We start from the raw sequence: 14,978 nt of genomic DNA, 5'->3' as shown, positions 1-14,978 counted from the left end.
CGCGCAGGCCAGCGCCCCCGCCTGCCAGGGCGCCACCAGGCCCGCGGCCAGCTGGCCGGCCAGGATGGCGACGAAGCCGCCGGCCTCCATCAGCCCGGTGCCGCCGAGGATGTCGCCCTCGTGCAGCTGCTGGGGGAGGATGGCGTACTTCAGCGGCCCGTAGACCGAGGAGTGCACGCCCATCAAAAACAGGGCGGCGAGCAAGAGGCCGATCGACTGGGTGCAGAAGCCCGCCAGCCCCAGCCCCATGATGGCGACCTCGGCCAGCTTGACCAGGCGCACCATCTTGGCGCGCTCCCACGCATCGGCCATCTGGCCGGCCACCGCGGAGAACAGGAAGAAGGGCAGGATGAACACGCCCGTCGCCAGCGTGCCCAGCAGCGCCGACTTCGTGGGGTCCGCCCGGTAGATGACGTAGCTGCCCATGACCAGCAGGCCCGTCTTGAACAGGTTGTCGTTGAACACGCCGAGCAGGTTGGTGACGAACAGCGGCGCGAACCGCCGCTTGCCCAGCAGGAACAGTTCCGAGGAGGACTGGGGCACGAGGTGGCTCCCGAGGGCGAACGGAGGATTCCGCTTGACCGCAACGTCATCGAACACCAGAAATGATCACCGTTCAATTAAATTCTGAGCGGTGTCTAATTGAGGGCCGGATGGGGCGTCGCTCCGATCACACGCGCATCGAACTCGAAGAGCTGTTCGTCGCCGAAGGCCGCAGGCAGCTGGCCGAGACCGGGCTGGCGCGCTTCTCGGCGCGGGAGGTGGCCAAGCGCGTCGGCTATTCCATCGGCACCCTCTACAACGTGTTCGGCAGCTATGACGGCCTCATGCTCGCCCTTAACGCCCGCACCCTGGCGCTGTGGGCGCAGCATCTGCGGGACCGGCTGGCGGCTGCGGGAGACGACCGGATCAGGGCGCTTGTCTGCGGCTACTTCGAGTTCGCCCGCGACAACCCCAAGGCCTGGATCGCCATCTACGAGCACCACATGGCCGACGGCGGCCCGGCGCCGGAGTCGTACCAGGCGCTGGCCGCCGACCTGATGAGCGTGGCGGCCGGCGAGGTCGCCCGGGAGCTCCCCGAGGCCGCAGCGGAGGCGGTGCTGGCGCTGACCCGCTCGCTCGTGGCCACCGTCCACGGCCACTGCGCCTTCGCCCTCTACCGCACCTTCAGCATGCTGGGCGAGACCGCGCCGGCCGACGCCGCCTTGGCCCGGGTGCGCGAGACGCTGGAGGCGGCTAAGACCAGAGATCGCTGACCCCAGAGGGCCGCTCGCCGGTTACAGCCTTCAGCGCAGAACCAGGACACGGTCCGGTGGCTGGTGTAGAGCCAGTCCCGGCGCACAAATGGGGTCGTCGGGTGGATCGTTACGTCTTGGTCAAGGCCTTGCAGGCGGTGGGGCTGGTGATCGCGGCCTTCGTGCTGCTACGGGTCGTAGGGCCCTGGCTGGTCGACCTGCACAGCACCCCGGCCCTCATCCTGGCCGCGGTGCTGCTGATCGCAGGCGCCTTCGTCATCGTCTGGTTCAGCTTCATCCTGCTCTCGTCCCTGCGACGCCGCCGCGACCGCCGCTCCCCGACAGCCCGCATCATCAACATCTCGAGGAGGGACGACCCCCATGCGTAACCCGTTGGCGCTCGCGGTCGCCGCCCTGGCGCTCAGCGCCTGCACCCAGGTCAAGCCCGGCCATGTGGGCGTGCGGGTGGATAACCTCGGCTCCAATGCGGGCGTCGAGAACACCGCGCTGGGGGTCGGCTACTATTGGACCGTCTTCTCGCAGATGATCTATTCCTACCCGATCTTCACCCAGACCTACAACTGGACCGCCTCCCACAACGAGGGCGCGGCGACCGACGAAGCCTTCCACTTCCAGTCCAAGGAGGGGCTGTCCATGGCCGCCGACGTGGCGGTGAGCGTGCACGTCGACCCCTCCAAGGCGCCCATCCTGTTCCAGAAGTACCGCACCGACATGGACGGCATCATCGCCGGTCCGGTCCGCAACGCCGTGCGCGACGCCATCGTGCGGCGCGCCTCCACCTACGGCGTGGAGGAGATCTACGGGCCCAAGAAGGCCGAGCTCGCCACCCTGTCGGAGGGCGACGTGCGTGCCTTCTTCGCGCCCTTCGGCCTAGTGATCGAGCGGCTGTATCTGACCTCCAACATCGAGCTGCCCGACCAGGTTCGGAACCAGATCGAGGGCAAGATCGCCGCCGAGCAGAACGCGCTGAAGGAACAGGCCAACGTGGCCGTCATCCAGGCCCGCGCCCAGCAGCAGATCGCCCAGGCCCAGGGCGACGCGACCGCCACCAACCTGCAGGGCGCGGCGCTCCGCGCCAACCCCGAGGTGCTGAAGCTGCGCGCCATCGAAAAGTGGGACGGCCACCTGCCCCAGGTCACCTCCGGCGCCACGCCGTTCATCAATCTCGGGGGCGAGGCCAAGTAGGCCGGCCCTCTTCCGCACTCGCCTGGAGCGCCCGATGACCGCCGCCGCCGCCTACACCCCGCCCAAGGTCTGGACATGGAACAGGGAGAACGGCGGCCAGTTCGCCAACATCAATCGTCCGGTCTCAGGCCCCACCCATGACAAGGACCTGCCCGTCGGCCGCCACCCCCTGCAGCTCTACTCGCTGGCCACGCCCAATGGCGTGAAGGTGACCGTCATGCTGGAGGAGCTGCTGGAGCTCGGCCACGCGGGGGCGGAGTACGACGCCTGGCTGATCCGCATCGGCGAGGGCGGCCAGTTCGGCAGCGGCTTCGTGGGCGTGAACCCGAACTCCAAGATCCCCGCCCTGCTCGATCGCAGCGGCCCGACGCCGATCCGGGTGTTTGAGTCCGGCGCCATCCTGATGCACCTGGCCGAGACGTTCGGCGCCTTCCTGCCCACCGAGCCCGCCGCCCGGGCCGAGTGCCTGTCCTGGCTGTTCTGGCAGGTGGGGTCCGCGCCCTATCTCGGCGGCGGCTTCGGCCACTTCTACGCCTATGCGCCGGTGAAGATCGAATACGCCATCGACCGGTTCGCCATGGAGGTGAAGCGCCAGCTCGACGTGCTCGACAGGCGCCTGGCCGACCACGCCTACCTCGCGGGCGATGACTACACCATCGCCGACATGGCCGTATGGCCCTGGTACGGCGCGCTCGCCAAGGGCCTGGTCTACGAGGCGGGCGAGTTCCTGCAGGTGCAGGACTACAGGCACCTGCAGCGCTGGACCGACGCCATCGCCGAGCGTCCAGCGGTGAAGCGGGGCCGCATGGTCAACCGCGTCATGGGCGATCCCGCAAGCCAGCTGCGCGAACGCCACGACGCCGCCGACTTCCTGACCCGCACCCAGGACAAGCTGGAGGCGGCGGCCGGCTGAGGCGCAGCGCAAGGGCGGAATAGCATCCCTCCTGCTCGATGGGCAGGGGCTGGGGTGGACGCCTTGACACCGGCGGCTTGGGTGCGGCCTGCGGCATCGTGCCTCTGACCAGGCGGCGGCGCAGCGATCAAGGCCGCCCTGCGGTGGGTCAGCGGCCGGCGGCGAACATGTCCATCTGGTCGCCGGGCTTGGCCGGGGGGCGGAACAGGTCGGTGCGGAGCGGCGTGCGCTCGCTGACCAGGCCCAGCGAGGTGCAGGCGCGGCGATAGCGCTGGCGGATCAGGTCGGCGACCGGGCCGGAGCCCTTCATGCGCTGCGCCCAGTCGGGGTCGTAGTCCTTGCCGCCGCGCATCTGGCGCACCAGCGACATGACCCGGGCGGCGCGGGCGGGCCGCTCGGCCTCAAGCCACTCGCGAAACAGGTCCTTGATCTCCCGCGGCAGGCGAAGGACGACGTAGCTGGCGCTGGAGGCTCCGGCGGCCTTGGCCTGCTCCAGCACGGCCTCCAGCTCGTGGTCGTTCAGCCCCGGGATCACGGGTGCGAACAGCACGCCCACCACCGCGCCCGCATCAGCGAGGGCCCGCACCGCCTCGAGCCTTCGGCCCGGCGTCGCGGCGCGGGGCTCCATGGAGCGGGCGAGTTTGCGGTCCAGCGTCGTGATGGACACGAAGGCGCGGGCCAGCCCGGCCTGTCCCATCCGCGCCAGGATGTCGGCGTCGCGCATGATCAGGGCCGACTTGGTGATGATGCTGAAGGGATGGTTGAACCGCTCCAGAACCTCCAGGACGCTGCGGGTGATGCGCAGGCCCTTCTCCGCCGGCTGGTAGGGATCGGTGTTGCCGCCGATGTGCACCGGCTTGCAGACGTAGGTCTTGGCGGACAGCTCGCGATCGAGCAGGCGCGCGGCGTCCGGCTTGAAGAACAGCCTGGTCTCGAAGTCCACGCCCGGCGACAGGCCCATATAGGCGTGGGCGGGGCGGGCGTAACAGTAGATGCAGCCGTGCTCGCAGCCGCGGTAGGGATTGATCGAGCGGTCGTAGCTGATGTCTGGGCTGTCGTTGCGGGTCAGGATCACCCGCGCAGCCTCCGCCGTCAGCCTGGTGGCGAGCTTGGTCGGCGGAGGCTCGTCCGGCTCCCAGCCGTCGTCGAAGGCCTGGATGCTCAGCGCTTCATAGCGGCCCGAGGCGTTGGACTTGGCGCCCCGGCCGCGCAGGGGCTGGACCAGCGTTGCCATGAAAGCACGCTACCAAAGCGGACGAACATAACAAGAACGAAGTGACGCGGCATTCGGTTAGCTAGGAGCGCCGCCAGCAGTCGCCTCATCCTTCGACAAGCTCAGGATGAGGGCGGAGGTGAGGGGCGCGCTCCTTGGCCGCTTCAGAACGCCGCGAGGCTCACGGCCTTGGCGCCGGGGCTGTCGGCCCCCAGCGTCTGCGTGTCCAGGCCGAAGATCTGGCGGTAGGTCCAGTAGTAGGCCATCACCCGCTGGACGTAGTCGCGCGTCTGGCCGCTCGGCATGCTCTCCACCAGCATCAGCGAGTCGGCGTCGCCGCCCATCCTGGCGGCGAGCTTCTGAACCACGCCGGGGCCGCTGTTGTAGGAGGCCACGGCCTTCAGCACGTCGCCCTGCACGGCGCCCAGCAGCTTGGCGACGTAGGCCTGGCCAAGCTTCAGGTTCAGGGCGGGGTCGCGCAGCGCGGAGGGGTTGTGGCGCAGCGTCTCGTCGCCGGCTAGCCGCGCGGCGGTTTCTGCGGTCAGCTGCATCAGGCCGTAGGCCGAACCGCTGGCGGCGTTGGGGTTGAAGCGGCTCTCCTGGCGGACCAGGGCATAGACCAGCGCCTTGTCGATGATGAAGCCGCCCGCGGGCGTCAGCACCGGTGTGGGAAAGGAGCCCATGTCGAACCGAGCCCAGCCGGCCTTAGCGGGGTCGGGCCCGCCGAGCGGGGCGTTCAGGGCGATCGCGAGGGCGGTGAGCTTTGGCCGCTGCGCCTCGTTGGCCGTGGCCATGGCGGTGCGCAGCTCCTCGCCGGCCTCAAGCGGCAGCCCGATCTGGATTAGGGCGGCGGCGCGGCGCGCGGCGGGGTCGGTGTGGACGAAGGCGGAATTGGCGGCGGGGTCGAGGCCCGTGGCGTCCAGCAGGTCGGCGATGGCGTCGGCCTTGGGGGCCTTCACCGACAGCCGGTCCAGCTCGCGCGCGGCGATCAGGCCGTAGAAGGTGTCCGGCGAGCGGGCGGCGACCTTGAGCAAGGACCGGGCGTGGTCGGTCTCACCGGCCGCGAGCGCTGCTCGGGCGCCCCAGTAGGCGGCGCCGGAACGGGTCCAGGGGCTCTGGCGCACGTCCGCGGACAGAGGCTCCAGCGCGTGCAGAGCCTCAGGGTAGCGCTTCAGCCGCGTGGCGGAGAGGCCGGCGATCCAGCGCTCGCCTGAGCTTTCTCCGAGCGCGTAGGCGCGATCCATGTCGCCGGCGTAGAAGGCCTCGCGCGCGGACGCCTGTCCGCGGCTCTCGGCGGCGGGGCGGACCTGCAGGCTGCGCGAGACCCGCTCGCCCAGGCTCACGGCGCTCGGAACGTCGGCGGCGGCCGACAGGGGCTGGCGGGGCGAGGGCGCCGACGCCGGTTTGCGCTTCAGGGTCAGGTCGTAGACGCGCTGGGCTTCGGGCAGCTCGGCGTTGGCCAGCATCCAGCCGCTGAGTTCGGCGTAGGAGGCGCGGTAGTCGGGGTTCAGCAGCCGGGCTGCCTGCAGCCGTCCTCTCAGGCACGGATCGGCGACCGAGCCCGCCAGCGCGCTGGCCGTGGCGAAGTCGCCGCGGTGCATGGCGGCGAAAGCCTCGCCGTAGTGCTGGGCGTCGGTGGCGTTCAGCACCTTCAGCGAGGCGTCGATGGACGGCGGGGCGGCGAGGGCGGGGGAGGGCGTGTTCGCCAGGGCGGCGGGGGCTTGGCAGGCGGCGGCGAGGGCGAGGGCTGCGGCGGCGATCCAGGATCGCGCGCACGGACGCCGTACGGCGCCAAGTCTCGCTATCGCCATTAAGCTGCCTTCCGCTCGGCCGCTCGCCCCGGGAGAGTTACGCGTGGGTGGCGAGGTGCACGTGGTCCCAGATCAGCTGGGGGTCGGTATCAAGCTCGGGCGACGGTGACGGAGCTAGGTTGACCGATCAAGTCTTGACAGGAGCGTCAGGACATCCTGCCACGCGTGCGCCTTTGCGGCGGGTTGTCGCAGCAGGAAGGCCGGGTGCAGGATCGGCAGGGCGGGGATAGGCTCGCCTCCGCCCTCCGGCGTCCAATCGAACCAGCGGCCGCGCAGGCTGAGGATGCCCTCGCTCCGGCGCAGCATGTGCTTGGCCGAGGCGCCTCCTGCGAGCAGCAGAATGCGCGGCTTCACCAGGGCGATGGCCCGCTCCACGAAGGGCAGGCACATGGCTTGCTCGGCCTGAGAGGGCGTTCGGTCGGCGGACGGACGCCAGAAGACAGTGTTGGTGATGAACACCCGACCCTCCAGCCCGCCGGCCGCCAGGATGCGTTCGAGCAGCTGGCCGGAGCGGCCGACAAAGGGCTCGCCACTTTGGTCCTCCTCCGCCCCCGGACCCTCGCCGATCAGCATGACCGGCGCGTTCGCCGGGCCGCGGGCGAAGACGGTGCGTGCGGCCCGGGCCTTCAGCCCGCCCCATGGGAAGGCGGCTACAGCGGCCTCGAGCGCCGGCAGGTCGATGGCCCGGGCGGCCGCGGCCTTGGCGAGGTCGAAGGCCTCGGCGTCATGGGCGGCGAGCGGCGTGCGCGAGGGCGCGGCCGGCTTGGCGTTCACGGCCGGAGGCGGCGGCTTGGGCGCCAGTCGGCGTGCGCCTTCGGCTAGCCGATCTACGGGTGCGTCGTCGTAGGCGAACTCCACTCCCGCCTCGGCCCAGAAGGCGAGGAGGCCGCTCAGGGGGTGAGGGGCGGCGGGGGTCATCCGCGTCTATCTGCGCTCAGCTTATCTACTCGTCGGGGCCTTGACCCGCGCCCTTCCAGGTTCAGATAGGTGACGCAAGCGTCAAGCCACCGAAAGAAAGAGCATAGGGATGTCCGCCGAACAGGTCGAGGACGAGCTGGGCCATGCGGAGGCGCGCATCGAGCGCGAGGCCATGGACTACGACGTGGTCATCGTGGGCGCCGGCCCGGCCGGCCTATCCGCCGCCATCCGGCTGAAACAGAAGGCGCTCGACGCCGGCGAAGAGGTCTCGGTCGCGGTCGTCGAGAAGGGCTCCGAGGTCGGCGCCCACATCCTGTCCGGCGCAGTGATCGATCCGGCGGGCCTGCGCGTCCTGTTCCCCGACTGGGAAGCGAAAGGCGCGCCGCTGGAGACCGCCGTCACGGAAGACCGGTTCATCCTGCTCGGCAAGCGCAGCGCCACCGACATTTCCTGGCTGCCCATGCCGTCGTTCATGAAGAACCACGGCTGCTATATCGCTTCGCTCGCCAACCTCTGCCGCTGGCTGGCGACCCAGGCCGAGGAGCTGGGAGTGGAGGTCTATCCCGGCATGTCGGCCTCGGAACTCGTCTACGAGGACGGGGCGCTGAAGGGCGTTGTCGCTGGCATGTTCGGCATTGCAAAGGACGGCGCTCATAAGCCGGACTACCAGCCGGGGATCGAGCTCCGCGGCCGCTACGTCTTCCTGGCCGAGGGCGTGCGTGGGTCGCTGTCCAAGATGGTGCAGGCCAAGTACGGCCTGTGTGAGGACACCGACGTGCAGAAGTACGGCCTGGGAATCAAGGAGCTGTGGCAGGTCCCCGACGAGGTGTTCCAGCCGGGCCTGGTGCAGCACACCCTCGGCTGGCCGCTGGACGACAAGACCGGCGGCGGCTCGTGGATGTACCACTTCGGCGAGAACTACGTCTCCATCGGCTTTGTGGTGCACCTGAACTATAAGAACCCTTATCTATCGCCTTTCGACGAGTTTCAGCGCTTCAAGACCCACCCGGCGGTGGCCAAATTCCTGAAAGGCGGCAAGCGGATCGCCTATGGCGCGCGGGCGATCGTGGAAGGCGGGGTGCAGTCGGTGCCCAAGCTGGTCTTCCCGGGCGGGGTTCTGCTGGGCGACAGCGCAGGCTTCGTCAACGTGCCGCGCCTCAAGGGCAGCCACAACGCGGTGCGCTCCGGCATCCTGGCGGCGGACGCGGCCTTCGAGGCGCTGCGCTCGGGGCGCAGCAGCGACACGCTGGACGGCTACCAACTCGCCTACGATCATTCCGAGATCAAGAAGGAGCTGATGCTGGTGCGCAACGCCAAGCCGCTCCTGACCCGGCTCGGCACCTTCAAGGGCACGATCGCTGCGGGCGTCGACATGACCGTCACCAACCTGACCGGCGGCTTCTCCTTCCTGGGCACCCTGAAGCACAAGAAGACGGATGCGGCCTCGACCGGCCTCGCCAAGGACTACGACCCCATCGTCTATCCCAAGCCCGACGGGGTGGTCAGCTTCGACAAGCTGTCCTCAGTGTTCATCTCCAACACCAACCATGACGAGGACCAGCCCAGCCACCTGAAGCTGAAGGACCCCAGCGTCCCCATCCGGGTGAACCTGCCCAAGTACGGCGAGCCGGCGCGGCTGTACTGTCCGGCGGGGGTCTACGAGGTGGTGCAGGACGACGCGGCTCACGACCCGCGCTTCGTGATCAACGCGCAGAACTGCGTCCATTGCAAGACGTGCGATATCAAGGATCCCTCGCAGAACATCGTCTGGACGACGCCCGAGGGCGGCGGGGGCCCGAACTACCCGAACATGTGACAGGCCCGCCCGGGCGGGTCGCCTCCGCCGCCAAGCTTGCGAGGCGGCGGAAAGCATGACTTTTGGCCGCATGCCCAAGCCCGTGCCGGTGCGCCTCCTCGCCACGCTGATCCTGCCCCTGGCGCTCGGCGCCTGCGCCTCCGGGCCGCAGCTCCGCGGCCCCATGACGGGGGTGGCGGAGGCGCCGTCGGAGGACAGCTCCGTCTACGGATTGTATCTCGCGGGCGAGGCCGCCCTGGACGACGGATCGCCCGCGGCGGCGGCCGGCTTCTTCGGCGAGGCGTCGCGTCGGGCGCCTGAGACGGTTGAACTGAAGCAGCACGCCTTCGCCGCCGCCCTGCTCGCCGGCGACGTGGAGCGAGCCGCAGCCCTGGCGCCCCAGCAGACAGCGCCCGGCTCCGACCCGTCGAGCGTGTCGGCCTACGCCCTCGGCCAGCTCACCCTGGCGGTGGTCGAGCTGGCCCACAGCCAGAACCACGCCGCCTATCAGCGGCTGTCCGCCTCCTCCATGGGTGAGCACTGGGCCGCGGCGTCGCTGCTGCAGCCCTGGGCGGCGGCCGCAGACGGGAACTGGGCCGTCGCGGTCACCCAGCCGGTCGGAGGGTCGGACCGGGCGGTGGAGGCGTTCGGCCAGCTGAACCACGCCCTGCTGCTGGAACGCGCCGGCAAGCTCGACCGCGCCGAGGAGGCCTTCGCCAGCCAGGCTGGCCGCAGCGGCGTGTTCGCCCTCGCCTACGGCGGCTATCTGGAGCGGCACGGCCGCCGTGTCGACGCCCTGGCGCTCTATCAGAAGGGTTTGGTCAAAGACCCGACCGATCCCGCCTTCAGCGCCGCCCGGGCGAGGGCCGCTGCAGGCGGAGCGCCGCCGCCCGCGCCATCGCTGCGCACCCGGGCAGCCGAGGCGCTGGTCGGTCCTGCAGCTCTGCTGCTGGCCCAGAAGCAGCCCGACGCGGGACTGGCCTATCTGCGTCTGGCGCTGACCCTCGATCCAGACCTGTCTGAGGCCTGGGTGCTGGTCGGCGACGCCTTGGAGGCCCAGCACGACATCCCCGGCGCTCGCGCCGCCTATGCCCACGTGAAGCCGAGTTCCCCCGAATACACTACCGCCCAAGGCCGCCTGGCCCTGGACCTGCAGGAGGATGATCAGAAGCCCCAGGCCCTGAGCACCGCCCAGGCCCTGGCCGCCGCCCGTCCGGACGACCCCCACACCTCGCTGGTCCTGGCCGATCTCTATCGCGATGACGGACGCTATCCCGAAGCGGTCCAGACCCTGGACAGGCTGATCGCCCAGGTCGCCCCCGCGACAGCGGCGGACTGGCGGCTCTACTACCTGCGCGGCGCCGCCTACGAGCGTGAGGGCAGGTGGAGCGAGGCCCAGGTCGACCTGCAGCACGCCCTCAGCCTCAAGCCCGACGACCCTGAGGTGATGAACTATCTGGGCTTCGCCTGGGCCGACCGGGGCGAGCATCTGGACCAGGCCCTGCCGCTGCTGGAGAAGGCCAACGCCCTGGCGCCGGAGTCAGGCGCCTTCATCGACTCGCTCGGGTGGGCCCACTACCGGCTCGGCCAATATCCAAAGGCCGTGATCGAGCTTGAGCATGCGGCTAGCCTTGATCCCGCCGATCCCGACATCAACACCCATCTCGGCGACGCCTACTGGCGCATCGGCCGCAGGCTGGAGGCCCAGTACCAGTGGCGACGGGTGCTGACGCTGGAGCCCGACGCCAGCACGCGGACGGCCATCGAGGACCGCCTCGCCCACGGCCTCGCCGCCGGCCCCACACTGGCCGCCGGGAGCGTCCGCCCTTGAGGCGCAGCGCGCTCGCGCCCGCCAAGGTCAACCTCTTCCTCCACGTCGCGCCGCTCGCCCCGGACGGCTACCACCCGCTGGCCAGCCTGATGGTCTTCGCCGATGTCGGTGACCGTCTTAGCCTGGAGCCGGCGGAGGCGACCGGCTTCGTCCTCACCGGGCCCTTCGCCGCCGCCCTGGCCAGGGAGGACCCGGCCGCCAACCTGGCTTGGCGCGCGGCGCTCCGCCTGATCGAGCAGTCCGGCGTGCGGCCCGAGCCCTTTCGCCTGACCTTGGAGAAGAGGCTGCCAGTAGCCGCAGGGCTCGGCGGCGGCTCCAGCGATGCGGGCGCAGCGCTGCGCCTGGTGCGGGAGGCCTTTGTTCCCGATGCTGACGAGACGGTGCTGGAGGCGATCGCCGCGGAGCTCGGCGCCGACGGCCCGGCCTGCCTGTTCGGCCGCCCGGTGCTGGCGCTGGGCCGCGGCGAGCGGCTGTCGCCTGCGCCCGGTCTGCCGCCCCTGCCGGCGGTCCTGGTCAATCCCGGCGTGGCCTGCCCGACCGGGCTCGTCTACCGCGCCTACGACGCCCAGCGGGAGAAGGGCGCGTCCGATCTGCCGGTCCTGCCGCCAGCCTTCACCGACATCGCCTCGGTGGTGGCCGTGCTGGGGCCCTGTCGGAACGACCTGGAACCGGCCGGCCAGCACGTCGCGCCCGAGATCACCGAGGTCTTGGACCGGCTGCGGCGCCAGCCCGAGACGCGGCTCGCGCGTCTGTCCGGCTCCGGCGCCACCTGTTTCGCCCTCTGCGAGACGCCTGAGGACGCCGGGGCCCTGGCGGATCGCTTGACGGCCGAGGCGCCCGGCTGGTGGGTGCGCCCTTGCACCTTCCGGGATCCTGCCGCGACCTGAAGCGGAAGTTCACGAACCCGTGATGGCGGAAACCGAACGGGCTTGGCCGCGTAGGCGAGGGGACGCGCCGCCTCCGGCGCGACGCCAGACAAGGATTTCCTCATGCGCTTCGAACGCCTGTTGGCCGGGGCCGCTGCAGCCGCCCTGATGGCCGGGTCCGCCCTCGCACAGAGCGGCGGATCGATGAGCGGCTCCATGCAGCCGAACTCGCCCAATGGCGCAGGCTCGATGCAGTCGCCAGCCGGCGCCGCCCAGCCCTACGCCCCGCCGCCCACCACGGGCGGCATGGCCCAGCCCTCCGACACGGGCGGGAACATGACCGGCGACGCCACGAGCGGCGGGAGCATGGGCGCCATGTCCGGCGCGAGCTTTACCCCGATCCGGCCCATGCCGGCGTCCAACATCATCGCCACCCTGACCGCCTCGGGCGAGTTCACAAAGCTGCTGGCGGCCTTGAAGGACACCAACCTGACGGACCTGATCGCCACTCACCCCAACCTGACGCTGTTCGCGCCGACGGATGCGGCCTTCGCCGCCCTGCCGCCCGGCCAGCTGGACATGCTGATGAAGTCGCCGCCCCAGCTGCAGGCGATCCTGACCTACCACCTGGTGGCGGCCACGATTAAGCCCACCGACGTCATGGGCCACGCCGCGGGCAAGGTGCCCACGGCCGCCAAGAAGTCGATCACCCTGGACGGCTCCGGCCCGACCCTCAAGGCCGACACCGCCAGCGTGCTCCAGCCGGGCGTGACGGCCTCGAACGGCATCATCTACCCGATCGACAAGGTGCTGACGCCGCCCGCCGTCTAAGCCCGCTCGACAGGCTCGGCCGCCTTGCCCCTCCAGCCGGCGGACCCTATGGTCCGCCGGCTTCCGTTTGGGCCTCCGCCACCGTCTCCATGAGCGCTGCACTGACTTTCCAGGACCTGATCCTGACGCTGCACCGCTATTGGGGCGACCGGGGCTGCGTGATCCTGCAGCCCTATGACGTGGAGGTCGGCGCGGGCACGCTGAACCCCAACACGGTCCTGCGCGCCCTGGGGCCGAAGCCCTGGCGCGCCGCCTACGTTCAGCCCTCGCGCCGCCCGGCCGATGGCCGCTACGGCGAGAACCCCAACCGGCTGCACCAGCATCACCAGTACCAGGTGATCCTGAAGCCGAACCCGGACGACCTGCAGGACCTCTACCTAGGCTCGCTCCGCGCCATCGGGCTCGATCCGTCCGTCCACGACATCCGCTTCGTGGAGGACGATTGGGAGAACCCCACCGTGGGCGCCTGGGGGCTCGGCTGGGAGGTCTGGTGCGACGGGATGGAGGTGACCCAGTACACCTACTTCCAGCAGGTGGGCGGTCTGGACGTGAAGCTGGTGGCGGGGGAGCTGACCTATGGCCTGGAAAGGCTCGCACTTTACCTGCAAGGCGTTGAGAGCGTTTACGATTTAAGGTTCAACGCGCGCTGCACTTATGGCGAGGTTTTCCTGGAGAATGAGCGGGAATTCAGCGCTTATGAGCTGGATGTGGCCGACGTCGACACGCTCAGGCGCCAGTTCGAGGACATGGAGCGCCAGGCGCCCATCGTGTTGGCCAGCCGCGGCCGCCAGGGCCAGCCGCTGGTGCTGCCGGCCTACGATCTGGTGCTGAAGGCGTCGCACCTGTTCAACATCATGGACGCCCGCGGCGCGATCGCGGTGGCTGAGCGCGCCAGCTACATCGCCCGCATCCGCGACCTGACCAAGGCCTGCGCCGAGGCGTGGGTGGCCGGCGGCGCCTGATGGACCTGCTGCTCGAACTATTCTGCGAGGAGATCCCCGCGCGCATGCAGGCCCAGGCCGCGCGCGACCTGGAGCGGATGGCGCGCGAGCGCCTCGCCACAGCCGACCTCGCCTTCCGCTCGATGCGCAGCTTCGCCGGCCCGCGCCGGCTGACGCTGGCGGTGGACGGCCTGCCGGACGCCCAGGCCGACCGCGCCGAGGAACGCCGCGGCCCGCGCGCCAACGCCCCCGACAAGGCGGTGGAGGGGTTCCTGCGCTCCACCGGCCTGACGCGCGACCAACTGACCGAGCGCGACGGCCAGCTCTACGCCACTCTGCACCACCGCGGCCGCGCCACCTCCGAGATCGTGGCGGAGATGGTGGAGGCAATCGTGCGGGGCTTCCCCTGGCCGAAGTCCATGCGCTGGGGGGCGGGGACGTTGCGCTGGGTGCGCCCGCTGAAGCGCATCCTGTGCCTGCTCGACGGCGAGGTGGTCCAGGTGGAGATCGAGACCGGCGCGGGCGTGATCGCGGCCTGCGATCTCACCGAGGGCCACCGCTTCATGGGCCGCGACCGCGCGCCCTTCGCGGTGACCGGCTTCGACGACTATGCCGAGCGGCTGGCCGCGCACTACGTGGTGCTCGACCCCGCCGAGCGGCGGGCGCGGATCGCTGAGGGCGCGGAGGCGGTGTGCGCTGCTAGGGGGCTCGAGTGGGTGCGAGACGAGGGCCTGCTGGACGAGGTGGTGGGCCTGGCGGAATGGCCGGCGCCGATCCTGGGCGACATGGACGCGGGCTTCCTCGACCTGCCGGCGGAGGTGATCCGCACCTCCATGCGCGTGCACCAGCGCTACTTCGCCGTGAGCGACCCGGCCACGGGCAAGCTGGCGCCGCACTTCGTGGTGGTGGCCAACATCGAGCCCCAGGACGGCGGCGCGGTGATCGCCCACGGCAACGCCCGGGTGCTGACCGCGCGCCTGTCGGACGCCCGCTTCTTCTGGGATCAGGATCGCCAGGGCGACAACTTCGGCCGCTGGGCGCAGAAGCTGCAGGGCGTCACCTTCCACGCCAAGCTCGGCACCCTGGCCGAGCGGGTGGAGCGGATCGCGGCGCTCGCAGCTGAGATCGCGCCGCTGGTGGGCGCCGATCCGAAGCTGGCGGAGGCGGCCGCCAGGCTCTGCAAGGCGGACCTGGCGTCGGGCATGGTCGGCGAGTTCCCCGAGCTGCAGGGGATCATGGGCGGCTACTACGTGCGCGCCCATGCGAACGATGCGCTGCCATTAATCGCCGGGCCGGACGGCAACGAAGACCCTCTCGCCACGGTGGAGCAGATGGTGGGGGCGGCGCTGGCCCCCTCAGTCGGCTTCGCCGACAGCTCCCCCGGGGGGGGAGCATCTGACGCAACGCTCGCCGCCGCC

General features: G+C 70.4%; 14 protein-coding genes. 10 read left to right on the top strand and 4 right to left on the bottom strand.

Annotation, left to right across the window (positions count from 1 at the left end; translation table 11 throughout):
• A partial coding sequence (locus HUV06_RS08690) for an MFS transporter (protein ID WP_217433731.1) occupies window positions 1-543 on the bottom strand: 543 nt, incomplete at its 3' end.
• A gap of 110 nt (window positions 544-653) precedes the next feature.
• Here HUV06_RS08690 and HUV06_RS08685 point away from each other — a divergent pair.
• From HUV06_RS08685 to yghU, 4 genes are all read left to right on the top strand, one after another.
• Entirely contained in the window at window positions 654-1,256 is a 603-nt protein-coding gene (locus tag HUV06_RS08685; RefSeq protein WP_174300877.1) for a TetR/AcrR family transcriptional regulator, read from the top strand.
• Window positions 1,257-1,372: 116 nt separating this feature from the next.
• Complete coding sequence (locus tag HUV06_RS08680; protein WP_174300876.1) at window positions 1,373-1,624, top strand: hypothetical protein; 252 nt, start codon at window positions 1,373-1,375, stop codon at window positions 1,622-1,624.
• A complete protein-coding gene (locus HUV06_RS08675; RefSeq protein WP_174300875.1) occupies window positions 1,617-2,441 on the top strand; it encodes an SPFH domain-containing protein in 825 nt (274 codons plus the stop codon). The genes HUV06_RS08680 and HUV06_RS08675 overlap by 8 nt, the downstream gene beginning before the upstream one ends.
• Window positions 2,442-2,475: 34 nt before the next feature.
• Window positions 2,476-3,354, top strand: a complete 879-nt coding sequence (gene yghU / locus HUV06_RS08670; protein WP_174300874.1) for a glutathione-dependent disulfide-bond oxidoreductase — start codon at window positions 2,476-2,478, stop codon at window positions 3,352-3,354.
• 148 nt (window positions 3,355-3,502) lie between these two features.
• Here yghU and HUV06_RS08665 read toward each other — a convergent pair whose 3' ends face one another.
• The 3 genes from HUV06_RS08665 to HUV06_RS08655 all read right to left on the bottom strand — a co-directional run bounded on the left by HUV06_RS08665 (window position 3,503) and on the right by HUV06_RS08655 (window position 7,296).
• Window positions 3,503-4,588, bottom strand: a complete 1,086-nt coding sequence (locus HUV06_RS08665) for a PA0069 family radical SAM protein (protein ID WP_174300873.1) — start codon at window positions 4,586-4,588, stop codon at window positions 3,503-3,505.
• 143 nt (window positions 4,589-4,731) lie between these two features.
• Complete coding sequence (locus HUV06_RS08660) at window positions 4,732-6,378, bottom strand: lytic transglycosylase domain-containing protein (protein WP_174300872.1); 1,647 nt, start codon at window positions 6,376-6,378, stop codon at window positions 4,732-4,734.
• A gap of 114 nt (window positions 6,379-6,492) precedes the next feature.
• Window positions 6,493-7,296 (bottom strand): uracil-DNA glycosylase, encoded by an 804-nt coding sequence (locus HUV06_RS08655; protein WP_174300871.1) that lies wholly within the window; start codon window positions 7,294-7,296, stop codon window positions 6,493-6,495.
• Window positions 7,297-7,405: 109 nt separating this feature from the next.
• On the opposite strand from HUV06_RS08655, the gene HUV06_RS08650 reads away from it, so the two are divergent.
• The 6 genes from HUV06_RS08650 to glyS all read left to right on the top strand — a co-directional run.
• The gene (locus tag HUV06_RS08650; protein ID WP_174300870.1) at window positions 7,406-9,112 is read left to right on the top strand and encodes an electron transfer flavoprotein-ubiquinone oxidoreductase; all 1,707 of its coding nucleotides are present in this window, start codon (window positions 7,406-7,408) and stop codon (window positions 9,110-9,112) included.
• Window positions 9,113-9,167: 55 nt separating this feature from the next.
• Window positions 9,168-10,922, top strand: coding sequence for a tetratricopeptide repeat protein (locus HUV06_RS08645; RefSeq protein WP_174300869.1), 1,755 nt, complete (start codon window positions 9,168-9,170; stop codon window positions 10,920-10,922).
• Window positions 10,919-11,809, top strand: a complete 891-nt coding sequence (locus HUV06_RS08640) for a 4-(cytidine 5'-diphospho)-2-C-methyl-D-erythritol kinase (RefSeq protein WP_174300868.1) — start codon at window positions 10,919-10,921, stop codon at window positions 11,807-11,809. Before HUV06_RS08645 ends, HUV06_RS08640 begins: the two co-directional genes overlap by 4 nt.
• Before the next feature lie 102 nt (window positions 11,810-11,911).
• The gene (locus HUV06_RS08635) at window positions 11,912-12,619 is read left to right on the top strand and encodes a fasciclin domain-containing protein (protein WP_174300867.1); all 708 of its coding nucleotides are present in this window, start codon (window positions 11,912-11,914) and stop codon (window positions 12,617-12,619) included.
• Between the two features lie 89 nt (window positions 12,620-12,708).
• Window positions 12,709-13,581, top strand: a complete 873-nt coding sequence (locus HUV06_RS08630; protein WP_174300866.1) for a glycine--tRNA ligase subunit alpha — start codon at window positions 12,709-12,711, stop codon at window positions 13,579-13,581.
• A partial coding sequence (glyS, locus tag HUV06_RS08625; RefSeq protein ID WP_174300878.1) for a glycine--tRNA ligase subunit beta occupies window positions 13,578-14,978 on the top strand: 1,401 nt, incomplete at its 3' end. The genes HUV06_RS08630 and glyS, both read left to right, overlap by 4 nt.

This window comes from Caulobacter sp. S45, assembly GCF_903642205.1.
Lineage (GTDB): Bacteria > Pseudomonadota > Alphaproteobacteria > Caulobacterales > Caulobacteraceae > CAHJWH01.
Note: the sequence above shows the minus strand (reverse complement) of the source record. Positions and strands in the feature narration are given on the sequence as shown.

Coding starts and splice junctions, on each gene's coding strand:
- HUV06_RS08685 (WP_174300877.1), top strand. CDS start 654: ATGGGGCGTCGCTCCGATCACACGCGCATCGAACTCGAAGAGCTGTTC.
- HUV06_RS08675 (WP_174300875.1), top strand. CDS start 1,617: ATGCGTAACCCGTTGGCGCTCGCGGTCGCCGCCCTGGCGCTCAGCGCC.
- yghU (WP_174300874.1), top strand. CDS start 2,476: ATGACCGCCGCCGCCGCCTACACCCCGCCCAAGGTCTGGACATGGAAC.
- HUV06_RS08665 (WP_174300873.1), bottom strand. CDS start 4,588: ATGGCAACGCTGGTCCAGCCCCTGCGCGGCCGGGGCGCCAAGTCCAAC.
- HUV06_RS08660 (WP_174300872.1), bottom strand. CDS start 6,378: ATGGCGATAGCGAGACTTGGCGCCGTACGGCGTCCGTGCGCGCGATCC.
- HUV06_RS08655 (WP_174300871.1), bottom strand. CDS start 7,296: ATGACCCCCGCCGCCCCTCACCCCCTGAGCGGCCTCCTCGCCTTCTGG.
- HUV06_RS08650 (WP_174300870.1), top strand. CDS start 7,406: ATGTCCGCCGAACAGGTCGAGGACGAGCTGGGCCATGCGGAGGCGCGC.
- HUV06_RS08645 (WP_174300869.1), top strand. CDS start 9,168: ATGACTTTTGGCCGCATGCCCAAGCCCGTGCCGGTGCGCCTCCTCGCC.
- HUV06_RS08635 (WP_174300867.1), top strand. CDS start 11,912: ATGCGCTTCGAACGCCTGTTGGCCGGGGCCGCTGCAGCCGCCCTGATG.
- HUV06_RS08630 (WP_174300866.1), top strand. CDS start 12,709: ATGAGCGCTGCACTGACTTTCCAGGACCTGATCCTGACGCTGCACCGC.